We start from the raw sequence: 25018 nt of genomic DNA on the forward strand, positions 1-25018 counted from the left end.
TTTAAAGAGCATTTCTGCGAGGACCCGGAGGCTTTCTCAGCAGCGCTGCGTTTTCAGCAGCAGAGAAGCGAAATTATGAACCGCTTTTTTCAGTTCGTCAACAACTTTTTAACTACTTCGTTGCGACGGCTGGGGTTCAACTTCCTGCACCGCCGAGGCCGCTACGACCAGCCCGACAGCACCGCTTCCCTTCTTCTCCCGCGCTGCGTTTCCGTTAGCGCGAAAGAGGCGTGATTCTAAGCACGTGCCCTCGTCTGCGCAACCCCTTTGTGAAAATATTTTGAAAAGCCCCCGTGCGCTGCCGCGCACGGGGGCTTGGGGTTCGATGAACTACGTGCCTCCGGCGACCTTGAAGCGGCCGGCAATCCGTCGTTCTATATATATGGCGAGTTTACTTGCCGCCAGCCACGGCCTGCAGCTGCTCCACCGGCACCGCGTCGGCCATCGCCGTGTAACCGGCGTCGCTCGGGTGAATGCCGTCGCCGCTGTCGTAGCGGCGCTGCAGCACACTCGGGCGCGCCGGATCGCGCAGTACCGCGTCGAAGTCGACCACACCATCGAACCCGCCGCCGCTTCGGATCCACCGGTTCACCTCGAGCCGGATCGCCTCGCGCCCGGCCGGCAACGCCGCGGGCGTGAGCGTCGCACCGAAGATCTTCACCCCCTGGCGGTGTGCAGCCTCGATCAACCGGCGATAGCCGTCGATCAACGATGCCGCCGTGACCTGCGTATGCGGGTTGTCGCAATCCAGCCCCGCGCGCGGCGGCATCGCCGCAAAGTTGATGTCGTTGATACCGATCAGCACGATCGCCGCCTTCACCCCCGCGCGCGACAGCGCATCGCGCTCGAACCGCGACGCCAGCGACGTGCCGTAGCACGCCGAATCGCTCAGCAGACGATTGCCGCTGATCCCGAGATTCACGACGCCAAGCGAATCCGAACCTGCCGCGGACAGCCGGCGCGCCAGCGCGTCGGGCCAGCGACGGTTGCGGTTCAGGCTCGAGCGCAGCCCGTCGGTGATCGAGTCGCCGATCGCGGCGACGCTCGCCCGCGCGGCCCCGGCCTCGACGGCCAGTTCGGTCACCCACGCATACTGGGTAAAGCGCGCACGGAAGGCACCGCCGCCCGGATCGTTCACGTGATCACCCGGCGCCGATACGAAATTGAGCTGGTTCGACACGCGGTGCCACACGGTCATCCGCTGGTTCGCGCCCATCCGCAGACTGATCGCATACGGCTGCCCGGCCATCACGTCGATCGCCACCGCGTCGCTTTCGAGTTCCTGGCCCGGCGCGAGCGTCACCGACGCCTTGCCGCCGAAGCGCACGGCAGCACTCGCCCCGTCGGCAAGCGCCGCGCCGTCACCCGCGCGCGCAAGACCGGCGCCCTCGATCACCAGCGGCGCGCGACCGTACGCATTGCTCACGCGAATCCGCGCGGCATGCCCCGATACCGTCGGGTAGACGATCTGACGGACGGTCCGTCCGCCCACGTCGGGCGCGCGATAGAGCGGCGGCGGCGCAGCCAGGTCGGGAATCGGCTGCAATGCGGTCGCCCACGCGGCGACCCACCCGGCCGGTGCGGCCGAGGCGGCAAGCGGCGACAGGAACACGGACGCGCCCAGTACGGTCGCGACGAAACTGCTTCGAAATGACATCGGCGAAATCCTTATCGGAAAGCGGGCATTGTGCCGCAGAAGCGGCCCGTCTCACGCGCCGGACCGTCTTCCTGCCCTGGCGATCGCGCCCCGACGCCCCACGTTTACCCGAATCTCCCCGCAAATCCGCGAGAAATTTATTAACCGACCGGTCGGTTGGTTTATACTTCGCACACATTCAACCGGACGAGATCCTCCGCCATGTACACGCAATCCCTCGACATCCCCGGCAACGTCGCATCGCTCGACGCCGCAGCCGAGTCGCCCGAGCAGGCGCGGTTCGACGCGGTCATGGCCGCGGACGGCAAGATCGAACCGCAGGACTGGATGCCCGACGCCTATCGCAAGACGCTGGTGCGCCAGATTTCGCAGCACGCGCACTCGGAAGTCGTCGGCATGCTGCCGGAAGGCAACTGGATCTCGCGCGCGCCGAGCCTGAAGCGCAAGGCGATCCTGCTCGCGAAGGTCCAGGACGAAGCCGGTCACGGCCTCTATCTATATAGCGCGGCGGAAACGCTCGGCGTCTCGCGCGATTCGCTGATCGACGCGCTGCACGCCGGCAAGGCGAAATACTCGAGCATCTTCAACTACCCGACGCCGACCTGGGCCGACGTCGGCGTGATCGGCTGGCTCGTCGACGGCGCCGCGATCATGAACCAGATCCCGCTGTGCCGCTGCACGTATGGCCCGTACGCGCGCGCGATGATCCGCGTCTGCAAGGAAGAGTCGTTCCACCAGCGCCAAGGCTTCGATGCGCTGCTGTCGATGATGAAGGGCACCGACGCGCAGCGTGCGATGGTCCAGCAGGCGGTGAACCGCTGGTGGTGGCCGGTGCTGATGATGTTCGGCCCGAGCGACGCCGATTCGGTCCACAGCAACCAGTCCGCAAAATGGGGCATCAAGCGGATCACGAACGACGACCTGCGGCAGAAGTTCGTCGACGCGACGGTCGACCAGGCGAAGGTGCTCGGCGTGACGCTGCCCGACCCCGACCTGAAATGGAACGAGGCACGCGGCCACCACGACTACGGCGCGATCGACTGGGACGAATTCTGGCGCGTCGTCAACGGCGACGGCCCGTGCAACAAGGAACGCCTCGCGACCCGCGTGAAAGCGCACGACGACGGCGCATGGGTGCGCGAAGCCGCGCTCGCGCACGAGGCGAAGCGCCGCGCCCGCGCCGAACAGCACGCCGCCTGAGCGGCAACCATCGAATACAGGATTCAGGAGAGAGTGATGAACAAGGAATGGCCGATCTGGGAAGTGTTCGTGCGCAGCAAGCAGGGCCTCGACCACAAGCATTGCGGCAGCCTGCACGCGGCCGACGCGTCGATGGCGCTGCGCATGGCGCGCGACGTCTACACGCGCCGCCAGGAAGGCGTGAGCATCTGGGTGGTGCCGTCGTCGGCGATCACCGCGTCGGATCCGGCCGAGAAGGCCGAGCTGTTCGAACCGGCGGGCGACAAGATCTACCGTCACCCGACGTTCTACACGCTGCCCGACGAAGTCAACCACATGTAACGCCCGCGCCATGACGATCACGCCCGAACACCTCTCCTACGTGCTGCGCCTCGCGGACAACGCGCTGATCCTCGGTCAGCGCAACGCCGAGTGGTGCGGCCACGGCCCGATCCTCGAGGAAGACATCGCGCTCACCAACATGAGCCTCGACCTCATCGGCCAGGCCCGCATGCTGTATACGCACGCAGCCGAACTCGAGCGCCAGCTGAACGGCGCGACGAAGACGGAAGACGATTACGCGTACTTCCGCACGGAGCGCGAGTTCGCGAACTTCACGCTCGCCGAGCTGCCGCACTACGGCCCGATCGCCGGCACCGCGCACGCCGACAAGGATTACGCGGTGACGATCGTGCGCAACTTCCTCTACGCGACGCTGATGCTGCACGTGTGGACCGCGCTCGAAACGTCGACGGACGCCCAACTGGCCGCGATCGCCGCAAAATCGGTGAAGGAGACCCGCTATCACGTGCAGCACGCGCGCGAATGGCTGGTGCGCCTCGGCGACGGCACCGACGAATCGCATCGCCGCGCTCAGGCCGCGCTGGACTACCTGATTCCGTACACGCGCGAATGCTTCGCGGCCGACGCGATCGACGACGCGGTCTGCGCATCGGGCATCGGGCCGGCACCGGCCGCGCTCGAAGCCGCATGGCGCGCGGACGTGCACGAAGCGCTCGCGGAAGCGACGCTCACCCTGCCGGCGCCCGTGCAGCACGTGAGCACCGGCAAGCAGGGCGAGCACTCGGAGCACATGGGCTACCTGCTCGCGGAAATGCAGAGCCTCGCGCGCCAGCACCCTGGCGCGACCTGGTAACCCGCCGCCCCAACGGAGCCCGACGATGTCCGTCCAGACCGCCGCCCCAGCCGACCCGACGCCCGCCGCGCACCGCAACGATCCGTTGCTCGCGCGCGCGTGGGACGTGCTCGAAGCCGTGCCCGATCCCGAGATTCCGGTCGTGTCGATCCGCGAGCTCGGCATCCTGCGCGACGTCCGTCGCGCGGACGACGGCCAGCTCGAAGTCGTGATCACGCCGACCTACTCCGGCTGCCCGGCGATGTCGCAGATCGCCGAGGACATCGCCGCGGCAATGCAGGCCGCCGACCTGCCGCCGCACCGGATCGAGACGGTGCTCGCCCCCGCGTGGACGACCGACTGGATCACGCAGGAAGCGCGCGACAAGCTGCGCGCGTACGGCATCGCGCCGCCCGTCGGCCAGTGCGGCAGCGCCGCGCCGCGGGAAAACGTCGTGCGTTTCGTGCCGCGCCCCGTCGCGGCGCCCGTGTGCCCGCGCTGCGGCTCAGCCAACACAGAGCGCCTCGCGCAATTCGCGTCCACGGCCTGCAAGGCGCTGTATCGCTGCGTCGACTGCCGCGAACCCTTCGACTACTTCAAACCTTACTGAAATGAAACAGCCCCCACGCTCTCTTCATTCGCTGCCCCCCGAGGGGGCCGACGCCCCCGTTGGGGCGGCCCGGCGGGGGTCGTCAACCCCGCAATTTCACCCGCTGCGTATCCGCGACGTGCGGCCCGAGACCGCCGACGCCGTTACCGTCTCCTTCGACGTGCCGCCCGAGCTGCGCGACGCGTACCGCTTCACGCAGGGCCAGTTCGTCACGCTGAAGACCCACATCGACGGCGAGGAAACGCGCCGGTCGTACTCGATCTGCGTCGGCACGACCGACTACGACCGCGACGGCGAACTGCGCATCGGCATCAAGCGCGTGCGCGGCGGCCGTTTCTCGAATTTCGCGTTCGACACGCTGCAGCCGGGTCACACGATCGACGTGATGACACCGGACGGCCGCTTCTTCACGCATCTGAACGCGGACCACGGCAAGCAGTACGTCGCGTTCTCCGGCGGGTCGGGCATCACGCCGGTGCTCGCGATCGTGAAGACGACGCTCGAACTCGAACCGCGCAGCACGTTCACGCTGATCTACGGCAACCGCAGCGTCGACGCGATCATGTTCGCGGAGGAACTCGAGGACCTGAAGAACCGCTACATGAGCCGCTTCGTCCTGTACCACGTGCTGTCGGACGACCAGCAGGACGTCGAGCTGTTCAACGGTGTGCTCGACCAGGCGAAATGCGCGGAATTCCTCGCGACGCTGACGCCAGCCGACGCAATCGACGAAGCGTTCATCTGCGGCCCGGCGCCGATGATGGACGCGGCCGAAGCCGCGCTGAAGGCAGCCGGCGTGCCGCAGGCGAAAGTGCACGTCGAACGCTTCGGCACGCCGCTGCCGCAGGCGGGCGCGCCCGTCGTCGAGATCACCGACCAGACGCCGGCTGCCGACCTCGAAATCGTGCTCGACGGCAAGAAACGCAAGCTGCGCCTGCCGTACGAAGGCGTGAGCCTGCTCGACGTCGGCCTGCGCGCGGGCCTCGCGCTGCCGTACGCGTGCAAGGGCGGCGTGTGCTGCACGTGCCGGGCGAAGGTGGTCGAAGGCGAGGTCCGGATGGAGAAGAACTACACGCTCGAGGAACACGAAGTGAAGGACGGCTTCGTGCTCACGTGCCAATGCCACCCGATCAGCGACAAGGTCGTCGTGAGCTTCGACGAGCGTTGAGCGGCGTCGCGCCGGCGCGCCGCGCCGGTTTCTCGTCGTCACACATCTCGCTTACACTAGGGGCCGCCGGCCGGCTGGACGTCTTCACGTCCGCCCGGCCGGCGGTTTTCTTTTGTTGACGACAGACCGATGAGTACCATTCACGTGATTCAGGGCGGCACCGCTGCCGCGTCGCTGCGCGAGGCCCTCGCGCAAGCCGGACGCGACGAGCGCGTCGTCGGATTGCTCGACGATCTCGCGGTCGGTCCGCTGAAGGGCGCCGACGAGACGCCCGACACGCGCGCCGCCTTCTGGCAGCGCGTGCTCGGCGACGCGATTCCCGACTGGAACGCGGAAATCGAAGGCGAATTCGCCCGCCTCGACCAGCTCGCGACCGAGACGGGCCAGGTGGTCGTCTGGCACGCGCCGAGCGTCGGCGACAAACTGCTGCTGCGCCGCGTCGCCTATCACCTGCGCAACGTGCCGCAGCGCCTGAACGAGGTGCGGCTGTCGGCCGCGGACCTCGACGCGCCGCAGCGTGCGGCGCTGACCCGCACCGACCAGGCCTGTTCGACCGGGATGTTCTCGCCGGCGGCGCTCGCGCGCAAACGGCCGCTGGCCGCACCGATCTCGGTGCTGCGCATCGGCCGCCTCGCACTCGAATGGCAGGAGGCGAAGCACCTGAATGCCGAGTTGCGCTACTGGGTCAGCAACACCATCAAGAGCGGCCAATACGCGGACCTCGACGCGCTGATCGTCGCGCACGCGGAAACCGGCTGGCTGCCCGCTCGACGCGTCGTCGGCGGCATCATGGCCGGCGCCGACCGCGGCGGGCTGTTCGTCAGCGACTCGATCGCCTGGTGGCGCTGCCGCGAACTCGCGGCAGCCGGCCGGCTCGAGCTGCAGGACGACGCGCCGGCCGCCCTTTCTTCCACGCAGGTGCGCGCGCCCGCCGCGCCTCGCTAACGCTACTCTTTCGCATTCGACCATGGCCCGTACCCGAGCGCCCGACCACGAATCCCAGCGCGAGCAGATCCTCGATCTCGCCGCCGAGAAATTCGCGCAGACGAGCTACCCGAGCACGTCGATGTCCGATCTCGCGACCGCGAGCGGCACGTCGAAGGCACGTCTCTATCACTATTACGAGAGCAAGGAAGCGATCCTGTTCGACCTGCTCGACCGTTACACGAAGCGGTTGATGCTGATCATCGCCGAGGTTGAAGGTGCGAGCCAGCGGCGCGGCCTCAGCGAACGCGACGCGTTCGCCGAGCTGGTGCGCGCGTTCCTCGCCGAGTACGAGACGTCGCACAGCCGCCATGTCGCGCTGCTCAACGACGTGAAGTATCTCGAGGACGCCCAGCGCGAAATCGTGCTCGACCGCCAGCGCGACATCGTCGCGGCATTCGCGCGCCAGCTCGCGCGCGCCTATCCGGACCGGATCTCGAAGGAAAACCAGACGTCGGTCACGATGATGGTGTTCGGGATGATCAACTGGACGTTCACATGGCTCAAGCCGGGCGGCCGCCTCGGCTACCGCGACTTCGCCGAGCAGGTGATCGACCTGATGGAGCACGGGCTGTCGTCTGGCGCGTGATTGCCGCGCAGCAGCATGCGTTGCGCGGCGGGTACACTGCGACAGGCCGCCGCGCATTTCATGTGATGAATTTTAAATCGCTTATAAATCAAATAGATAGCAAATGAACTAAGCGGATTTAGAATTCGCCCTCGGCACAAATAACGTCAAATACGGGTTTTCCCCAACCCGCTCGGGTAAAATGCTGTTGCATTGCACAAGCTGCTTGTGCGGCTACAGACTGAGGAACCCACGATGAACACGCAACTCGACCGCCGTGCCGATGCTGTCGGCCACGCCGGTACTGCGCCGGTTCTCGTCAGGGAACTGGCTTCCAAAGACCGTGAGCGAATGCTCACCCACTTTCTCTCGCTCAACGAAGAGGACCGCCTGCTGCGCTTCGGCCAGATGGTGCCCGACCACGTGATCGAGAACTATGTCCGTACGATCGACTTCGTTCGCGACACGGTGTTCGGCGTGTTCGACCATGGGCTCGAACTGATCGGCGTCGGCCACCTGGCGTATCTGCCCGCGGAAGGCGACAAGCGCACGGCCGAATTCGGCGTGTCGGTGCTCGAAAGCGCCCGCGGACGTGGCGTCGGCTCGAAGCTGTTCGAGCGCGCGGCGATCCGCAGCCGGAACACCCGCGTGACGATGCTGTACATGCATTGCCTGTCGCGCAATGCGACGATGATGCACATCGCGAAGAAATCCGGGATGCGGATCGAATACGCGTACGGCGAAGCCGATGCGTACCTGTCGCTGCCGCCGGCCGACCACGCGACGATCCTCGCCGAGATGCTGCAGGAACAGGCCGCGGTGTTCGACTACGCGCTCAAGCGCCAGGCACACCGCACGTCGAAGTTCATCGAATCGCTGATGCCTGCCGCGCTGACGGCATAACATCGGCCGACCGGGCTGCCCTGCGGGGCGCCCGGCCTTCCCTTCCTTCTCGCCTTCCCCGCGCCGCACGCTAGCGCACCGACCGGATCGGCAACGCCGTCGTCTCCTTGAAGCACTCGAGCGAGAAGCTCGTCTTCACGTCGATCACCGACGGATGGTGCAGCAAGTGCTCCTGCACGAAGCGGGAGAAGTGCGCCATGTCCTCGACCTGCACGCGAAGCAGGTAATCCATGTCGCCCGTCATCGCATGACACGCGACCACCTCCGGCCAGGTCTGCACGGCCGCGCGGAACAGTTCCGCGTGGGTCGCACCCGCGCGCGCCGACGTCTCGTCGGCACGGACCGGCGCCAGGCCACCACGCTTCTCGAGCCGTACGCTCACGTACGCCAGCAGGTCGAGCCCGAGCTTCTGGGGATCGAGCAGCGCGACGTAGCCGGTGATCACGCCGATCTCCTCGAGCCGCCGGATCCGCCGCAGGCACGGGCTCGGCGACAGGTTCACGCGCTCGGCGATCTCCTGGTTCGACAGGCGGCCGTTCTCCTGAAGAATCGCCAGAATCCGCCGGTCGATGGCATCCAATTCGGCTTGCGCCATTTTCTGCCCTCCGTTGATTATTTCCAGACTGGAAATTGCGCCATCGTAGGCACGGACGATTAAGTTCGCAAGTTTTCGCTCGCGCCTGCCCGCTACACTTTGTCGCACGTACCGATTCGTTGCGCACGCCGACACGTGCGCCGCGTTCGACATCGAACCGGGCCGCACACGCGCACGTCGCGCCGGCCGATCGCCCCGCACAGGAGACACGACATGCAGATCCCCAACTGGGACAACCCCGTCGGCACCGACGGCTTCGAATTCATCGAATACACCGCGCCGGATCCGAAAGCGCTCGGACAACTGTTCGAGCGGATGGGTTTCACCGCGATCGCCCGCCATCGTCACAAGGACGTGACGGTCTACCGCCAGGGCGACATCAACTTCATCATCAACGCCGAGCCCGATTCGTTCGCGCAGCGCTTCGCGCGCCTGCACGGCCCGTCGATCTGCGCGATCGCATTTCGCGTGCAGGACGCCGCGAAGGCTTACCAGCACGCGCTCGAACTCGGCGCGTGGGGCTTCGACAACAAGACGGGCCCGATGGAGCTGAACATCCCGGCGATCAAGGGCATCGGCGATTCGCTGATCTATTTCGTCGACCGCTGGCGCGGCAAGAACGGCGCGCAACCGGGCGCGATCGGCGACATCAGCATCTATGACGTCGACTTCGAACCGATCGCCGGCGCGAACCCGAACCCGGTCGGCCACGGCCTCACCTACATCGACCACCTGACGCACAACGTGCATCGCGGCCGCATGCAGGAATGGGCCGAGTTCTACGAGCGGCTGTTCAACTTCCGCGAAGTGCGCTATTTCGACATCGAAGGCAAGGTGACGGGCGTGAAGTCGAAGGCGATGACGTCGCCGTGCGGCAAGATCCGGATTCCGATCAACGAGGAAGGCTCGGACACGGCCGGCCAGATCCAGGAATACCTCGACGCCTATCACGGCGAAGGCATCCAGCACATCGCGCTCGGCACGAACGACATCTACGGCGCGGTGGACGGCCTGCGCAGCAAGGAAGTGAAGCTGCTCGACACGATCGACACGTATTACGAGCTGGTCGACCGCCGCGTGCCGAACCACGGCGAATCGCTGGACGAGCTGAAGAAGCGCAAGATCCTGATCGACGGCGCCCGCGACGACCTGCTGCTGCAGATCTTCACCGAGAACCAGATCGGCCCGATCTTCTTCGAGATCATCCAGCGCAAGGGCAACCAGGGCTTCGGCGAAGGCAACTTCAAGGCGCTGTTCGAATCGATCGAGCTCGACCAGATCCGCCGCGGCGTGGTCCAGGACAAGGCCTGACGCAGAAGGCCGCGCGGCGCCCGGCGGGCCCGGGCGTCCGCGCGAACATCGGCGGCACAAGGAAAAAGGGCGGGAATCCTGCGATTCCCGCCCTTTCGTCATTCCGGCGCGGCCCGGCGGCCGCGCGAACGGATCAACGCACGTTCGCCTGCGACACGACCGCACGCGCGGCCGCCGGCTGTGCGTCGGCATCCTGCGCCGGCGCGATCTGACGCATCTGCGCGCCGGCTGCCGCCAGTGCGCTCGCGCCGCGCGCGTGCACCGGGCCGGTCATCGCGAAGAACGCGGCGGACACGATCAGGAAACTCTGGATATGACGTGTGTTCATTGCACCTCCTGTAAAACTGCCGGCGCCTCCCCGGTTGCGTCGAAACGAGCCGACGCGACCGGGCACCTCCGGCAGGCCGACAAGATTAACGGCATTTGTCCGATGATGGGCGCGCCTTTACATGCCTTTACATGATGTAACGCATAGTCGCGCCATTTAGTCGGCGTGCCGCGGCACGCCGGCCGGTGGTCGGCGGGTTTATCCCAGTGCTACCATCACTTAAAACCGGCCAATATGCCGGCCACTGCCGACACGTTCACAAGACGTCGACGCAATCGAAGCTTTGGTGATCCCAAACTGGGTGGAGGAGACTGTTAATGAATGCCCCGCTAGACGCAGGCCAACGCGCATCGCTCGAAGCCGCGCTGAAGTCCGTCACGCTTGACGACAAATACACGCTCGAACGCGGCCGCGCGTACATGAGCGGCATCCAGGCGCTCGTGCGCCTGCCGATGCTGCAGCAGGAGCGCGACCGCGCCGCCGGCCTCAATACGGCCGGCTTCATTTCCGGCTACCGCGGCTCGCCGCTCGGCGGCCTCGATCTGTCGCTCTGGAAAGCCAAGCAGCACCTGGCGGCCCACCAGATCGTCTTTCAGCCCGGCCTCAACGAAGATCTCGCCGCCACCGCCGTGTGGGGCTCGCAGCAGGTCAACCTGTACCCCGGCGCGAAGCACGACGGCGTGTTCGGCATGTGGTACGGCAAGGGGCCGGGCGTCGACCGCACCGGCGACGTCTTCAAGCACGCGAACTCGGCCGGCTCGTCGAAGCACGGCGGCGTGCTCGTGCTCGCCGGCGACGACCACGCGGCGAAATCGTCGACGCTCGCGCACCAGTCCGAACACATCTTCAAGGCCTGCGGGCTGCCGGTGCTGTTCCCGTCCAACGTGCAGGAATATCTCGACTTCGGCCTGCACGGCTGGGCGATGAGCCGCTACTCGGGCCTGTGGGTCGCGCTGAAGTGCGTGACGGACGTGGTCGAATCGTCGGCGTCGGTCGACATCGACCCGCATCGCACCGAGATCGTGCTGCCGACCGACTTCATCCTGCCGGAAGGCGGCCTGAACATTCGCTGGCCGGACCCGCCGCTCGTGCAGGAAGCACGGCTGCTCGACTACAAGTGGTACGCGGCGCTCGCCTATGTGCGCGCGAACAAGCTCGACCGGATCGAGATCGACTCGCCGAATGCGCGCTTCGGGATCATGACGGGCGGCAAGGCGTACCTCGACGTGCGCCAGGCGCTGACCGACCTCGGCCTCGACGACGAAACCTGTGCGCGGATCGGCATCCGCCTGTACAAGGTCGGCTGCGTGTGGCCGCTCGAAGCGCAGGGCGCGCAGGCGTTCGCGCGCGGCCTCGACGAAATCCTCGTCGTCGAGGAAAAGCGCCAGATCCTCGAATACGCGATCAAGGAAGAGCTGTACAACTGGCCCGATGCGCAGCGCCCGCGCGTGTTCGGCAAGTTCGACGAGAAGGACGGCGCCGGCGGCGAATGGTCGGTGCCGATGGGCAACTGGCTGCTGCCCGCGCACTACGAACTGTCGCCCGCGATCATCGCGAAGGCGATCGCGACGCGCCTCGAGAAGTTCGAGCTGCCGTCCGACGTGCGCGCGCGCATCGCCGCGCGGCTCGCGGTGATCAACGCGAAGGAAATGGCGCTCGCGAAGCCGCACGTGCAGACCGAGCGCAAGCCGTGGTTCTGCTCGGGCTGCCCGCACAACACGTCGACCAACGTGCCGGAGGGCTCGCGCGCGATCGCCGGGATCGGCTGCCATTACATGACGGTGTGGATGGACCGCAGCACGAGCACCTTCAGCCAGATGGGCGGCGAAGGCGTGCCGTGGATCGGCCAGGCACCGTTCACCGACGAGAAGCACGTGTTCGCGAACCTCGGCGACGGCACCTATTTCCACTCGGGCCTGCTGGCGGTGCGCGCGGCGATCTCGTCGAAGGCGAACATCACCTACAAGATCCTCTACAACGATGCCGTGGCGATGACGGGCGGCCAGCCGGTCGACGGCGTGCTGACGGTGCCGCAGATCACGCACCAGCTCGCGTCCGAGGGCGCGAAGAAGATCGTGATCGTCACCGACGAGCCGGAGAAGTACGACAGCCAGAAAGCCCTGCTCGCACCGGGCGTGACGATTCATCACCGCGACCAGCTCGACGACGTGCAGCGCGAGCTGCGCGAGATCGAGGGCACGACGATCCTGATCTACGACCAGACCTGCGCGACCGAGAAGCGCCGCCGCCGCAAGCGCGGCACGTATCCGGATCCGGCGAAGCGCGTCGTGATCAACGACGCGGTGTGCGAAGGCTGCGGCGACTGCTCGGTGCAGTCGAACTGCCTGTCGGTCGAACCGCTCGAAACGGAATTCGGCACGAAGCGCCAGATCAACCAGTCGAGCTGCAACAAGGACTTCTCGTGCGTGAAGGGCTTCTGCCCGAGCTTCGTCACGGTCGAAGGCGGCCAGCTGAAGAAGCCGAAGGCCGTGTCGGTCGACGGCGGCGCGCTGCCGCCGATTCCGGAGCCGACGCTGCCGGCGATCGACCGTGCGTACGGCGTGCTCGTCACGGGCGTCGGCGGCACGGGCGTGGTCACGATCGGCGCGCTGCTCGGGATGGCCGCGCACCTGGAGAACAAGGGCGTGACCGTGCTCGACGTGACCGGCCTCGCGCAGAAGGGCGGCGCCGTGATGAGCCACGTGCAGATCTCGCACGCGCCGACCGACATCCACGCGACGCGGATCGCGATGGGCGAAGCCGACCTCGTGATCGGCTGCGACGCGATCGTCACGGCCGGCGACGAATGCACGTCGCGGATGCGGCACGACGCGACGCGCGTGGTCGTCAACAGCGCGCAGACGCCGACCGCCGAGTTCATCAAGAACCCGAACTGGGCGTTCCCTGGCCTGTCCGCAGAGAACGACATCCGCGCGGCAGCCGGTGAAGCCGTCGACTTCATCGACGCGAACCGCTTCGCGGTCGCGCTGCTCGGCGACGCGATCTACACGAACCCGTTCGTGCTCGGCTACGCGTGGCAGAAGGGCTGGCTGCCGCTCACGCTCGCGTCGCTCGAACGCGCGATCGAGCTGAACGCGGTGTCGGTCGAGAAGAACCGCGCGGCGTTCGACTGGGGCCGCCGCGCCGCGCACGATCTCGCGAGCGTGAAGCAGGCTGCGGCCGGCGATGCACGCCACGCGCAGGGCGCCACGGTGATCGCGCTGCACACGAAGAAGGCGGTCGACGCACTGATCGCGAAGCGCGTGGAGTTCCTCACCGCGTACCAGAACGCCGCGTACGCATCGCGCTATGCGGCCTTCGTCGACACGGTGCGGGCGGCCGAACGCGCGCTGGCGGACGGCGACGCCGTGCAGGAGCCGTTGACCGAAGCGGTCGCGCGCAACCTGTTCAAGCTGATGGCGTACAAGGACGAGTACGAGGTCGCGCGGCTGCAGTCCGATCCCGCGTTCCTCGCGCGCCTGTCGTCGCAGTTCGAAGGCGACTGGAAACTGAAGTTCCACCTCGCGCCGCCGCTGTTCGCGAAAACGGACGCACACGGCCATCTCGTGAAGAAGGCGTACGGCCCGTGGATGCTGTCGGCGTTCCGGCTGCTCGCGAAGGCGAAGTTCCTGCGCGGCACGGGGCTCGACCCGTTCGGCCGCACCGCGGAGCGCCGCACCGAGCGCGCGCTGATCAGCGAGTACGAAGCGCTGATCGGCGAAGTGCTGGGCAAGCTGAACGCGGCCAACCGCCCGCTCGCGCTCGAGCTCGCGGCGCTGCCGGACGGCATTCGCGGCTACGGCCACGTGAAGGAGAACAACCTGCGCGCGGTACGCCAGAAGTGGGACACGCTGCTCGCGAAGTGGCGTTCGCCGACGGGCGGCCAGTCGCATCAGCAGGTCGCGTGACGGCGCGCGGCGGGCGTTCGCGGCCGGGACGCCCGCGGCCGCGTAGCCCCGCCCACGGCAGTGCATAAAAAAACGCCACGGAACGCAGGTTCCGTGGCGTTTTTCATTGCGCCGCGCATGACGCGCGGCGCACGCGGGCGCGAACTTACTTCGTGTTCGCGTTCGCGGCGGCCACTGCCGTCATGTTGATGATCCGGCGCACGGTCGCGGCCGGCGTCAGGATGTGGACCGGCTTCGCGGCGCCGAGCAGGAACGGGCCGACCGTCACGCCTTCGCCGCCGACCATCTTCAGCAGGTTGTACGCGATGTTCGCCGCTTCGACGTTCGGCATGATCAGCAGGTTCGCTTCGCCCGACAGCGTCGTACCCGGGAACGCGGCCTTGCGGACCGCTTCCGACAGCGCCGCGTCACCGTGCATTTCGCCGTCGACTTCGAGGGTCGGCGCACGCTCGCTGATCAGCTTGCGGGCCTCGGCCATGCGGCGCGACGATGCCGACGGCGCGCTGCCGAAGTTCGAGTTCGACAGCAGCGCGGCCTTCGGCGCGATGCCGAAACGCTCGATCTCGGCGGCCGCCTGGATCGTCATGTCGGCGAGCTGTTCCGCGCTCGGCACTTCGTTCACGTACGTGTCGCACAGGAACAGGTTGCGGCCCGGCAGCATCAGCAGGTTCATCGCCGCGTAGTGCTCGGCGCCCTGCGCACGGCCCAGCACCTGCTCGATGAACTTCAGGTGCGTGTGGTACGTGTCGATCATCCCGCAGATCATGCCGTCCGCGTCGCCCAGGTGCACGAGCATCGCGCCGATCAGCGTGTTGAACTTGCGCAGCGCGGCCTTCGCGACTTCCGGCGTGACGCCGTCACGCGCGCCGATCTCGTGGTATGCCTGCCAGTAGCGGTGGTAGCGCGTATCGTCTTCCGGATTCACGATCTCGAAATCGACGCCCGCCTTCAGCTTCGAGCCGATCTTCGCGAGGCGCATCTCGACGACCGACGGACGGCCGACGATGATCGGCTTCGCGATCTTTTCCTGCAGCACGAACTGCGCGGCGCGCAGCACGCGCTCGTCCTCGCCCTCGGCGAACACGATGCGCGCCTGCTTCGTCTTCGCGGTCGCGAACACCGGGCGCATCACCATGCCGGTGCGGTAGACGGTCGCGCCGAGTTGCTCGCGGTATGCGTCCATGTCCTGGATCGGACGCGTGGCGACGCCCGAATCCATCGCGGCTTGCGCGACGGCCGGCGCGATCTTGATGATCAGGCGCGGATCGAACGGCTTCGGAATCAGGTAGTCCGGCCCGAACTCGAGCGAGTGGCCTTCATACGCCTTCGCGACTTCCTCGCTCTGGTCGGTTTCCTGGGCCAGCTCGGCGATCGCGCGCACGCACGCGAGCTTCATTTCTTCCGTGATCGTCGTCGCGCCGACGTCGAGCGCGCCGCGGAAGATGAACGGGAAGCACAGCACGTTGTTGACCTGGTTCGGGTAGTCCGAACGGCCGGTCGCGACGATCGCGTCCGGGCGCACGGCCTTCGCGTCTTCCGGGCGGATTTCCGGCTCCGGGTTCGCGAGCGCCAGGATCAGCGGGCGCTCGCCCATCGTCTTGACCATGTCCTGCTTCAGCACGCCCGCGCTCGAGCAGCCGAGGAACACGTCCGCGCCGACGATCGCGTCGGCGAGCGTGCGCGCGTCGGTGGTCGCCGCATAGCGCTGCTTCGACGGGTCGAGGTTGCCGCGCCCTTCGTAGATCACGCCCTTCGAATCGGCGACGAGGATGTTCGACTTCGTGAGACCCAGGTTCACCAGCAGGTCCAGACAAGCGATCGCTGCCGCGCCCGCGCCGGAACACACGAGCTTCACTTCGGACAGCTTCTTGCCGACGACCTTCAGGCCGTTCAGGATCGCGGCCGACGCGATGATCGCGGTGCCGTGCTGGTCGTCGTGGAAGACGGGGATCTTCATGCGCTCGCGCAGCTTCTGCTCGATGTAGAAGCATTCCGGCGCCTTGATGTCCTCGAGGTTGATGCCGCCGAGCGTCGGCTCGAGCATCGCGATCGCCTCGACGAGCTTGTCGGGGTCGGACTCGGACAGTTCGATGTCGAACACGTCGATGCCCGCGAACTTCTTGAACAGGCAGCCCTTGCCTTCCATCACCGGCTTCGCGGCCAGCGGGCCGATGTTGCCGAGGCCCAGCACGGCCGTGCCGTTCGTGATGACGCCGACGAGGTTGCCGCGCGACGTGTACTTCTGCGCGTCGAGCGGATCGGCGTGGATCGCCTCGCACGCCGCGGCGACGCCCGGCGAATACGCGAGCGACAGATCGAGCTGGTTCGACAGCGGCTTGGTCGGGGTGACCGAAATCTTGCCGGGTTTCGGGTTCAGGTGATAAGCGAGAGCGGCCTGCTTCAGTTGTTCGTCCATGATTGACCTGCGAGAGACATGCGAAATTTTTGACGGTTCAGTACACAGCACCTTGGGCCGCGTCTGCTTGAATCGAGGGGGTGGTCGACTGCGAGACGGCACGCGACGCGCCGGGTCGGCACGCCATCGAACCTTGGCGGGTGGCAAGAGGAAAGTACAAAGTACTGAACGATTTCTAAGGGTCGCCTAGTGTACACCCCCTAAATGCCGCCTGTTGGTGCAGCGCGGCATCCTTGCCATCAGCATCGGGCTGGTCGTGCCCCGTTTGTTTCACCGGTGGCGAGCCGCGCGCCGAACCTGCGCGAATTCCGCCGAAAACCGGCCTGAATCGGGTAAAATAGCGGGCTACGCGCGCAGCGATGCGATTGTTGGCCCGATGGGTCCGTCGATCGCACCCCGGCCCCTCGGGCAGGTTCCCCTTGCTGCGCCACCGGGCCCGCGCCCGCTCTTCGCTCATCACCCAAGGAATGCCCATGACAGGCTACGATCGTCAGTCGATCTCGGATACGACCGCCAAAATCCTGCTCGAAGTGCAGGCGGTGCACTTCAACGCCGAAAAACCGTTCATCTTCACGTCCGGCTGGGCAAGCCCCGTCTACATCGACTGCCGCAAGCTGATCTCGTATCCGCGCGTGCGTCGTGCGCTGATGGAAATGGCGGAAACGACGATCATGCGCGACGTCGGCTTCGAGCAGATCGACTCGGTGGCGGGCGGCGAGACGGCCGGCATCCCGTTCGCGGCATGGCTCGCGGACCGCATGATGGTGCCGATGCAGTACGTGCGCAAGAAACCGAAGGGCTTCGGCCGCAACGCGCAGATCGAGGGTCATCTGGAAGAAGGCTCGCGCGTGCTGCTGGTGGAAGACCTGACGACCGACAGCCGCAGCAAGATCAACTTCGTCAACGCGCTGCGCACCGCGGGCGCGACGGTGAACCACTGCTTCGTGCTGTTCCACTACAACATCTTCAAGGAAAGCGTGTCGGTCCTGAAGGACATCGATGTCGACCTGCACGCGCTGGCGACCTGGTGGGACGTGCTGCGCGTCGCGAAGGCGTCGGGCTACTTCGAGACCAAGACGCTCGACGAAGTCGAGAAGTTCCTGCATGCGCCGGCCGAGTGGTCGGCCGCGCACGGCGGCGCGACGGCCCCGAAGGAGTAACGCCGAGCCGGCACGCAGCCGGCACCCTGGCTGAAAAAACCGCTCGCCTGGCCGCGAGCGGTTTTTTTTCGTCCGTCGATCGGCATCGCGGCCGGCCCGAATCGCGGGCCACGGCATGCATCGCTCATCGAACCCTAATGCTAGACTTGATCCATCGTCGCCATCAGCTGCGCGGGCAACGCACAACGCCAACAATGCCGGGAGCATCGGCCCGGCCCACGTGACGGGAGAAGCGCCATATGCGTGTGGATCGCCGGATCACTTCGCCTGCGTCCCCGGGTCGTTCGTCTCCGTTCATCGCCGTCCTGCTCTGCGCCGCCGCCGCGTGCGCTGCGTTCACCACCCTGCCCGCGCGCGCGGAAGGCCCGTTCACCGTGTCGAGCGACGAGCTGACGCCCGGCGGGCGCGTCGGCGCCGCGAACGTGTTCGACCGCGGCGACTGCAAGGGCGACAACCGTTCGCCGCAGCTCAGGTGGCGCAACCCGCCGCCCGGCACGCGCGGCTACGCGATCACGATCTTCGATCCCGATGCACCGGGGCACGGCTGGTGGCACTGGGCCGTCGCCGGCATCCCGGCGAGCGTCACGAGCCTGCCGGCCGACGCGAGCGCGTCGGGCTTCCTGCGTCGCATCGGTGCGAGCGAGGCGCGCAACGACTTCGGGATCGACGGCTACGGCGGCCCGTGCCCGCCGCCCGGCAAGCCGCACCGCTACGTGATCACCGTCTACGCGCTGAAGGGCACGGACCTGCGCATCGGGCAAGGACGCCCCGCCCCGATGTTCGAGCACGAAATCGGCACGCTGACGATCGGCACCGCACAGCTCACGGTCACGTACGGGCAGTAAGCGCTCGCGTGTCCGCCGTGAGGCGTGTGCCGTGTGTCTCCGGTTGCCGGTCGCCGATCTCCAGTTTCCGGTCGCCGGTCGCCGGTCGCCGGTCGCCGGTCGCCGGTCGCCGGTCGCGATTGTCCGCGCCTGCGAATTTCTGTGCGCCGCCCGCGCGCTTTTCTCCCGTCATTTCGGCTTGCTAGACTCGGCGGCACCGGTCGCGGCATCCCGCCGCGCATCCGTCGCGCCGCCCGACCGCGGCGCGTGACGCGGCTGGCCGCGGTGCCCGCCGTTTCGTCCCCTTCCGGAGAACGCTTCATGTCGAACATCGTCATCGTCTATCACAGCGGCTACGGTCACACGCAGAAACTGGCCGACGCCGTCCATGCAGGCGCGCAGGACGCCGGCGCCACCGCACGCCTGATCGCCGTCGGCGAGCTCGACGACGCGGGCTGGGCCGCGCTCGACGCGGCGGACGCGATCGTCTTCGGCGCGCCGACCTACATGGGCGGCCCGTCCGCGCAGTTCAAGCAGTTCGCCGATGCCACGTCGAAACCGTGGTTCACGCAGAAATGGAAGGACAAGATCGCCGCGGGCTTCACGAACTCCGCGACGATGAACGGCGACAAGTTCTCGACGATTCAGTATTTCGTCACGCTGGCGATGCAACATGGGATGGTGTGGGTCGGCACGGGCATGATGCCGGCCAACTCGAAGGCGGCCACCCGCAACGACATCAACTACGTCGGCGGCTTCACGGGCCTGCTCGCGCAGTCGCCGGCGGACGCGACGCCCGACGAGGGCCCGCTGCCCGGCGACCTCGAGACCGCGAAGGCGTTCGGGCGGCGCGTCGCCGAAGCGACCGCCCGCTGGCTGGCCGGCGGCCGCTGAACGCGGCGGCACGCGCGAGCGCTCGCGCCGCCGGTGACACGGCAACGCGGCGCAGGCGCGTGACAGGGACACAAGACGGCCCGCGGGCCGTCTTTTTTTCGCCCCGTGCGGTGCAGGCCCGCCGGATGACGTCTTAAAATGGCGGTTTCAGGGCGCCGCGGCTCCCGTTTCATTCAGTGAGAGCGAAATGAGCACCAAAGTTTTTGTCGACGGCCAGGAAGGTACGACCGGCCTCAAGATCTTCGAATACCTGTCGGCGCGCAGCGACATCGAGATCCTGCGCATCGATGAAGCGAAGCGCAAGGACGTCGACGAGCGCCGCCGCCTGATCAATGCGTCGGACGTCACGTTCCTGTGCCTGCCGGACGTCGCATCGCGCGAATCGGCATCGCTGGTCGAGAACCCGGACACGACGCTGATCGACGCGAGCACCGCGTTCCGCACGAGCGCCGACTGGGCATACGGCCTGCCGGAACTGACCCGCGCGCAGCGCGAGAAGATTCGCACGTCGAAACGCATCGCCGTGCCGGGCTGCCACGCGTCGGCCTTCGTGCTCGCGATGCGTCCGCTCGTGGATGCCGGCATCGTCGCGCCGACCTTCGCCGCGCACAGCTACTCGATCACCGGCTACAGCGGCGGCGGCAAGTCGATGATCGCCGAATACGAAAACGCGGCGCCGGGCGGCAAGCTCGCGAGCCCGCGTCCGTACGCGCTCGCGCTGGCGCACAAGCACCTGCCGGAAATGGCCGCGCACACGGGCCTCGCGCACGCGCCGATCTTCACGCCGATCGTCGGGCCGTTCCTGAAGGGCCTGGCCGTGACGACCTACTTCTCGCCCGAACAGCTCGCGAAGCGCGCAACGCCGCAGGACGTGCAGCGCGTGTTCGCCGAGTACTACGCGGACGAGCCGTTCGTGCGCGTCGCGCCGTTCAACGCGGAGGCGAACCTCGACAGCGGCTTCTTCGACGTGCAGGCGAACAACGACACGAACCGCGTCGACCTGTTCGTGTTCGGCAACGAGGAGCGCTTCGTCACGGTCGCGCGCCTCGACAACCTGGGCAAGGGCGCATCGGGCGCCGCGATCCAGTGCATGAACCTCAACATCGGCGCCGCCGAGGATCAAGGCCTCAAGCGCTGATTCAACTTGCATGCGATGCAAAGCCGGCCGCTGGCCGGCTTTTTATTTGCCCGCATCAAGCAATAAATAAAAATCCGGATCACGCATTTACAAATATTTACAAGCTTTCCATTGCGTAATTACCGGCAAATTAATTTACCCCTTTCTCCAGTCAATCCCGAATAGGGATAAACCGGATATCGCCGCTTTAAACGCTGCCGTTATACGCGTGAAGGCCTCGAGCGCCGTCCGTGCGTGGCAGCCGCCCCACTCCGGCAGCACTCCAGCGCCCTCCGCGCGTTTTAATTCTTACTGAAAGCGCTATCCCGCAAGGATTCATCGCGCGCACGTTGTTTCAATCGTCTTTTTTAGACGAGTTCATCAATTGACAGCAAAAATCCTGGCAGCGACATTAGCTCGCACAATTAAACGATTGGAGACAGCGGCATGTCGCACGCCTTATCAAAGGGGGTGGCAACGGCCTTTGCCATCGCCCCTTTCCTGATTGCCTGTGGGGGAGGAGACGGCGGCTCGCCCGCGCCGATCGAGGCCCCTCAATGTTCCGGATCGAGCTGCGGCACGCAAGGGCCGCCGCCGTCGCAGCCCGTCAACGGCGCGCTGTGCCCGGCCGATGCCGACATCGTGAAGAGCACCTACCTCGGCGGCGCCGGCAGCGGCGAGATCGTCAGCGTCAACATCGACGCGGTCGCGATGACGTACACGCTCAAGTGGCTCGAATCGCCGATTCCGCTCGCGACCGGCACGGTCACGCCGAGCCGCGCCGGCACCACGATCAACGGCAAAGTCATCCACCCGCCGACCGGCGCGCTGCCGACCGCGGAGCAGACGCGCTGCGCATTCGTCTTCACGCCGGGTTCGGGCAAGGCACCGAACGGCTCGACCTATTCGACGGCCGCCGACTTCAACCAGGCGAACCCGCCGATGCTGCTGGTCGGCATGGGCGTCGCGGGCGGCGGCATCCCCGGCGCGACGGTGCAGTACGACGGGCTGACGATCACCGTCGCCGGCGTCCCGATCTACAAGAACGTCGGCCAGGTGCCGAACCGCCACTTCGACTTCTACCCGTTCCTCGGCTTCGCGAACACGACGACCGACCTCACGAAGCTGCCGGGCACCTACAACGCGCTGCTCTACCACCTCGTGCCGTCGGGCAACTACGCGACGAAGGGCACGAATTCGAGCGAGACGTTCGATGCGAACGGCGCGTGCACGTCGACGAGTGCGGGGGGCTGCCAGACGACCGGCGATCCGTGGACCGTCAACACCGCGAACGGCGGCTACCTCGACAGCACGAAGGCACCGCAGATCCTGCCGCAGACGGCGCTGCCGATCGTCGGCACGACCGGCAAGTCGGCGACCGCGCACATGGTCATCGGCCAGCTCAACGGCGCAACCGTGCCGGTGGTGGTCCGCACGGGCTACGTGTATCTGGGCACCGACCTCGCGCTGCACACCGACGCCAAGGTCGACGACGAATCGGGCATCGCGGTGCTCGGCAAGGCAACGGCGATCCAGTCGGGCGCGATCGACGGCGGCTACGCGGGCGCGGATTCGAACTTCAAGTACACGGCGGCACTGATCCGCGGCAGCAACGCGTCGTTCATCAACCCGACCACGCAGGCCGAGGAAGACGCCTTCACGCTCGACTACGGTCAGGGAACGCCGGGCCTGCTGAACACGACGACGACGCCGGCGAACGGTGCGACCTATCCGTCCGCATCGGGCGTGGTGATCGCGACGGGCGGCCTGTACGCGGCGCTGATCCAGGGCACGGTGAACGGCGGCGTCACGTCGACGTCGGCGAACTCGAGCACGTCGTCGACACCGTACTTCGGCGTGGGCGCGCAGATCAGCAAGTAACGATCGAGGACGCGGCGGCCGGTGCGCCGCCGCGGGATGCAGGGAAGGCACGCAACGACGGCGCCCGGCACGGCGCAGCAGCACGAGCACAAGCAACAGAAGCGGCCGACAGGGAGCCGGCCGCCCGACAAGACAAATCTGGAGGAGCAACATGAAGCGCAACCTCGTTCTCGCGGCGGCCCTTGCCGCCCCCCTTCTTTCCGCATGCGGCGGTGGCGGCGGCGACAACCCGCCCCCGCTCGTCGAAGACCGGCTCTGCCCCGCCACGCTCGACTACAACACCGTGTACACCGGCGGCGCGGGCAGCGGCGAACTGGCCAAGGTCCAGCTCGACACGACCAAGATGACCTGGCAGGTCACCTATGTCGAATCGCCGGTGCCGCAAAAGACCGGCACCGTTACGCCGACCCGCGCAGGCACCGTCGACAGCGGCACGCTCACGCAGGAAACGATGCTGCCGACCAACAAGCTGAACCAGTGCGCATTCCGGCTGAACGGCGCGAGCCTCGATGCGTCGCGTCCGGCGCGCATCTTCGTCGGCTTCGGTGTCGCGGGCGGCACGATTCCCGGCAAGGAGATCCAGTTCGACGGCGTGCTCGGCCAGGCCGCGGTGCCCGACACGAAATTCCCGTACTACCCGTTCATCGGCTTCTCGTCGATCGAAACCGACATCACGAAGGTCGCGGGCACGTACAGCCACATCGGCTTCGGCGAAGTGCCGTCGCAGAAATTCGCGCCGGCGTCGATCGATGCGAAGGTGACGATCAACGCGGACGGCACGTGGACCAAGTGCGACACGACCGGCCAGTTCGCCGGCGGCGCGTGCATGCAGCAGGGCACGAACTTCGTGCAGTCGGCCGACGGCAGCGGCGCGTTCCAGAGCAACAACTACCGGAGCCAGCTCAGCCCGACGCTGTCGGCGACGCCGCAAGGCAAGGGCTTCATGATCGTCGGCAAGCTGCGCAACCAGCTGGTGCCGATCCTCGTGCGCACGGGTGTCGCGAACCCGAACCCGACGCCCGACAGCAACGGCGTGCCGGGCCTGACCGCCGACGACGAATCGAGCATCTCGATCCTCGCGCCGCAGACCGCGATCGCGGCGGGGTCGCAAAACGGCGAATACATCGGCGTAGACAGCCAGTTCGACTACCGGACCACCGCGCTGATCAACAACCAGGCCACGCTGCTCGATCCGTTCCAGCCGTCGCAGGCCTCGCTCGCGACCGCGCTCGACCTGGATTACACGCAGAAGGTGCCGGGCACGGTCACGACGATCCACACGGGTTCGGGCAGCACGTCGCCGACCGGCAAGTTCATCTTCACGGGTGGCGTGTTCGGTTTCCTCGACAACGCGGGTTCGACGCCGTATTTCACGATCGGCGCGTTCGTCCAGTAAGCGGGGGAAGCCGTGATGAAGAAGACCCTTCTCTGCGCGGCGGCCGGCGCCGCCGCCCTGGCGCCGCTCGCGGCGCACGCGCAGAGCGCCGGCAGCAACGTCGTCACGCTGGGCTGGTTCCACGTGATGCCTCAGCAGAGCAGCACGCCGATGACGACCAACGTCGCGCCGACGCCGATCAACACGCCGCTGCGGCTGCCGCCGTCGTTCACGTCGCCGGGCACCGGGCTGCGTACGAGCGGCGCCGACACGGTCGGCCTGACGGTCAGCCACTTCCTGACCGATCACATCGCGGTCACGTCGGTGGCGGGCGTGCCGCCGGTGTTCAAGGTGTCGGGTCAAGGCACGATCAAGCCGCCCGGCCCGGCCGGCGCGCTCGGCACGCAGAACATCGGCCTCGCCTCGGTGAACCCGATCGTGAAGAGCGTGCGGCAGTGGAGCCCGGCGGCGATCCTGCAGTACTACTTCGGGGCGGCGACCGCGAAGTTCCGGCCGTTCCTCGGCCTCGGCGTGTCGTACAACTGGTTCAGCGACCTGCAACTCAACACGAACTTCATCAAGCAGACGCAGGACAACCTCGGCGCGATTCTCGCCGCGGGCGCGGGCAAGCCGGGTACGACATCGGTAGAGGCGAAGGCGTCGTCGTCATGGCAGCCGGTGTTCAACGCGGGCCTGCAGTACAACATGACCGAGCATTTCGGGCTGGTCGCGTCGGTGACCTACATCCCGCTGAAGACGACGTCGACGGTGACGATCAAGGCGGCCGACGGCACGGTGCTCTCCGAGTCGAAATCGGACCTGAAGGCCGATCCGATCATCAGCTACGTCGGGATGACCTACAAGTTCTGACGGCGGCGACGGAGGATGAGCGGACGGCCCGCGCAAAAAACGCGGGCAAAAAAAAGCCCGCCTAAGAGGCGGGCTGAATCCATATCAGAGGAGACATGGAGGAGACAGGTGTAACTATAGCGAATCAATTTCTGC

Annotated in this window: 22 protein-coding genes; 18 read left to right on the top strand and 4 right to left on the bottom strand. The window is 66.7% G+C overall.

Annotated elements, in window-relative coordinates:
* A partial coding sequence (locus DIE12_RS38030) for a hypothetical protein (RefSeq protein WP_185640970.1) occupies positions 1–234 on the top strand: 234 nt, incomplete at its 5' end.
* A gap of 157 nt (positions 235–391) precedes the next feature.
* Here the strand turns inward: DIE12_RS38030 and DIE12_RS08590 are convergent.
* Positions 392–1657, bottom strand: a complete 1266-nt coding sequence (locus tag DIE12_RS08590) for an SGNH/GDSL hydrolase family protein (RefSeq protein ID WP_124489241.1) — start codon at positions 1655–1657, stop codon at positions 392–394.
* 201 nt (positions 1658–1858) lie between these two features.
* On the opposite strand from DIE12_RS08590, the gene paaA reads away from it, so the two are divergent.
* From paaA to DIE12_RS08630, 8 genes are all read left to right on the top strand, one after another.
* Entirely contained in the window at positions 1859–2857 is a 999-nt protein-coding gene (gene paaA / locus DIE12_RS08595; RefSeq protein ID WP_044846317.1) for a 1,2-phenylacetyl-CoA epoxidase subunit PaaA, read from the top strand.
* Positions 2858–2893: 36 nt separating this feature from the next.
* Complete coding sequence (gene paaB / locus DIE12_RS08600; protein ID WP_006752453.1) at positions 2894–3178, top strand: 1,2-phenylacetyl-CoA epoxidase subunit PaaB; 285 nt, start codon at positions 2894–2896, stop codon at positions 3176–3178.
* Between the two features lie 10 nt (positions 3179–3188).
* The gene (gene paaC, locus DIE12_RS08605; protein ID WP_124520506.1) at positions 3189–3992 is read left to right on the top strand and encodes a 1,2-phenylacetyl-CoA epoxidase subunit PaaC; all 804 of its coding nucleotides are present in this window, start codon (positions 3189–3191) and stop codon (positions 3990–3992) included.
* Positions 3993–4017: 25 nt separating this feature from the next.
* Complete coding sequence (paaD, locus tag DIE12_RS08610; RefSeq protein WP_124520505.1) at positions 4018–4581, top strand: 1,2-phenylacetyl-CoA epoxidase subunit PaaD; 564 nt, start codon at positions 4018–4020, stop codon at positions 4579–4581.
* A 31-nt stretch (positions 4582–4612) separates the two neighbouring features.
* Positions 4613–5749: a 1,2-phenylacetyl-CoA epoxidase subunit PaaE gene (gene paaE / locus DIE12_RS08615; RefSeq protein ID WP_044846378.1), complete on the top strand. Its 1137-nt coding sequence runs from the start codon at positions 4613–4615 to the stop codon at positions 5747–5749.
* Positions 5750–5878: 129 nt separating this feature from the next.
* Entirely contained in the window at positions 5879–6694 is an 816-nt protein-coding gene (locus tag DIE12_RS08620; protein WP_124489238.1) for a DUF1835 domain-containing protein, read from the top strand.
* A 22-nt stretch (positions 6695–6716) separates the two neighbouring features.
* Positions 6717–7322: a TetR/AcrR family transcriptional regulator gene (locus tag DIE12_RS08625; RefSeq protein ID WP_059682891.1), complete on the top strand. Its 606-nt coding sequence runs from the start codon at positions 6717–6719 to the stop codon at positions 7320–7322.
* A 234-nt stretch (positions 7323–7556) separates the two neighbouring features.
* On the top strand, positions 7557–8204 hold the full coding sequence (locus DIE12_RS08630) for a GNAT family N-acetyltransferase (protein WP_124520658.1): 648 nt from the start codon (positions 7557–7559) through the stop codon (positions 8202–8204).
* A 70-nt stretch (positions 8205–8274) separates the two neighbouring features.
* Here the strand turns inward: DIE12_RS08630 and DIE12_RS08635 are convergent, their stop codons facing one another.
* Complete coding sequence (locus DIE12_RS08635) at positions 8275–8799, bottom strand: Lrp/AsnC family transcriptional regulator (RefSeq protein ID WP_011655746.1); 525 nt, start codon at positions 8797–8799, stop codon at positions 8275–8277.
* Between the two features lie 213 nt (positions 8800–9012).
* Here DIE12_RS08635 and hppD point away from each other — a divergent pair, with 213 nt between their 5' ends.
* Entirely contained in the window at positions 9013–10110 is a 1098-nt protein-coding gene (hppD, locus tag DIE12_RS08640) for a 4-hydroxyphenylpyruvate dioxygenase (protein WP_124489237.1), read from the top strand.
* Between the two features lie 133 nt (positions 10111–10243).
* Here the strand turns inward: hppD and DIE12_RS08645 are convergent, their stop codons facing one another.
* Positions 10244–10438, bottom strand: coding sequence for a hypothetical protein (locus DIE12_RS08645; protein WP_124489236.1), 195 nt, complete (start codon positions 10436–10438; stop codon positions 10244–10246).
* Positions 10439–10755: 317 nt separating this feature from the next.
* Here DIE12_RS08645 and DIE12_RS08650 point away from each other — a divergent pair, with 317 nt between their 5' ends.
* Positions 10756–14346, top strand: a complete 3591-nt coding sequence (locus tag DIE12_RS08650) for an indolepyruvate ferredoxin oxidoreductase family protein (protein ID WP_124520504.1) — start codon at positions 10756–10758, stop codon at positions 14344–14346.
* A gap of 145 nt (positions 14347–14491) precedes the next feature.
* Here DIE12_RS08650 and DIE12_RS08655 read toward each other — a convergent pair whose 3' ends face one another.
* A complete protein-coding gene (locus DIE12_RS08655; RefSeq protein ID WP_124489234.1) occupies positions 14492–16762 on the bottom strand; it encodes an NADP-dependent malic enzyme in 2271 nt (756 codons plus the stop codon).
* A 473-nt stretch (positions 16763–17235) separates the two neighbouring features.
* Between DIE12_RS08655 and DIE12_RS08660 the strand changes: the two genes are divergently transcribed.
* From DIE12_RS08660 to DIE12_RS08695, 7 genes are all read left to right on the top strand, one after another.
* Positions 17236–17922 carry an orotate phosphoribosyltransferase gene (locus tag DIE12_RS08660; protein ID WP_006752465.1) on the top strand — a complete coding sequence of 229 codons (687 nt, stop codon included), beginning with the start codon at positions 17236–17238 and terminating at the stop codon, positions 17920–17922.
* A 239-nt stretch (positions 17923–18161) separates the two neighbouring features.
* A complete protein-coding gene (locus tag DIE12_RS08665; protein ID WP_044846328.1) occupies positions 18162–18767 on the top strand; it encodes a YbhB/YbcL family Raf kinase inhibitor-like protein in 606 nt (201 codons plus the stop codon).
* A gap of 300 nt (positions 18768–19067) precedes the next feature.
* The gene (locus tag DIE12_RS08675; RefSeq protein WP_044846329.1) at positions 19068–19640 is read left to right on the top strand and encodes a flavodoxin family protein; all 573 of its coding nucleotides are present in this window, start codon (positions 19068–19070) and stop codon (positions 19638–19640) included.
* 187 nt (positions 19641–19827) lie between these two features.
* Entirely contained in the window at positions 19828–20778 is a 951-nt protein-coding gene (gene argC, locus DIE12_RS08680) for an N-acetyl-gamma-glutamyl-phosphate reductase (protein ID WP_124489232.1), read from the top strand.
* A gap of 426 nt (positions 20779–21204) precedes the next feature.
* Positions 21205–22638, top strand: a complete 1434-nt coding sequence (locus DIE12_RS08685) for a DUF2957 domain-containing protein (RefSeq protein ID WP_124520656.1) — start codon at positions 21205–21207, stop codon at positions 22636–22638.
* A 151-nt stretch (positions 22639–22789) separates the two neighbouring features.
* A complete protein-coding gene (locus tag DIE12_RS08690) occupies positions 22790–24034 on the top strand; it encodes a DUF2957 domain-containing protein (protein ID WP_124489230.1) in 1245 nt (414 codons plus the stop codon).
* Positions 24035–24049: 15 nt separating this feature from the next.
* On the top strand, positions 24050–24883 hold the full coding sequence (locus DIE12_RS08695) for an OmpW family protein (RefSeq protein WP_044846333.1): 834 nt from the start codon (positions 24050–24052) through the stop codon (positions 24881–24883).
* Positions 24884–25018: the final 135 nt, after the last annotated feature.

Origin of the sequence: Burkholderia sp. Bp9015 (genome assembly GCF_003853505.1) — a bacterium.
Classification (GTDB): domain Bacteria; phylum Pseudomonadota; class Gammaproteobacteria; order Burkholderiales; family Burkholderiaceae; genus Burkholderia.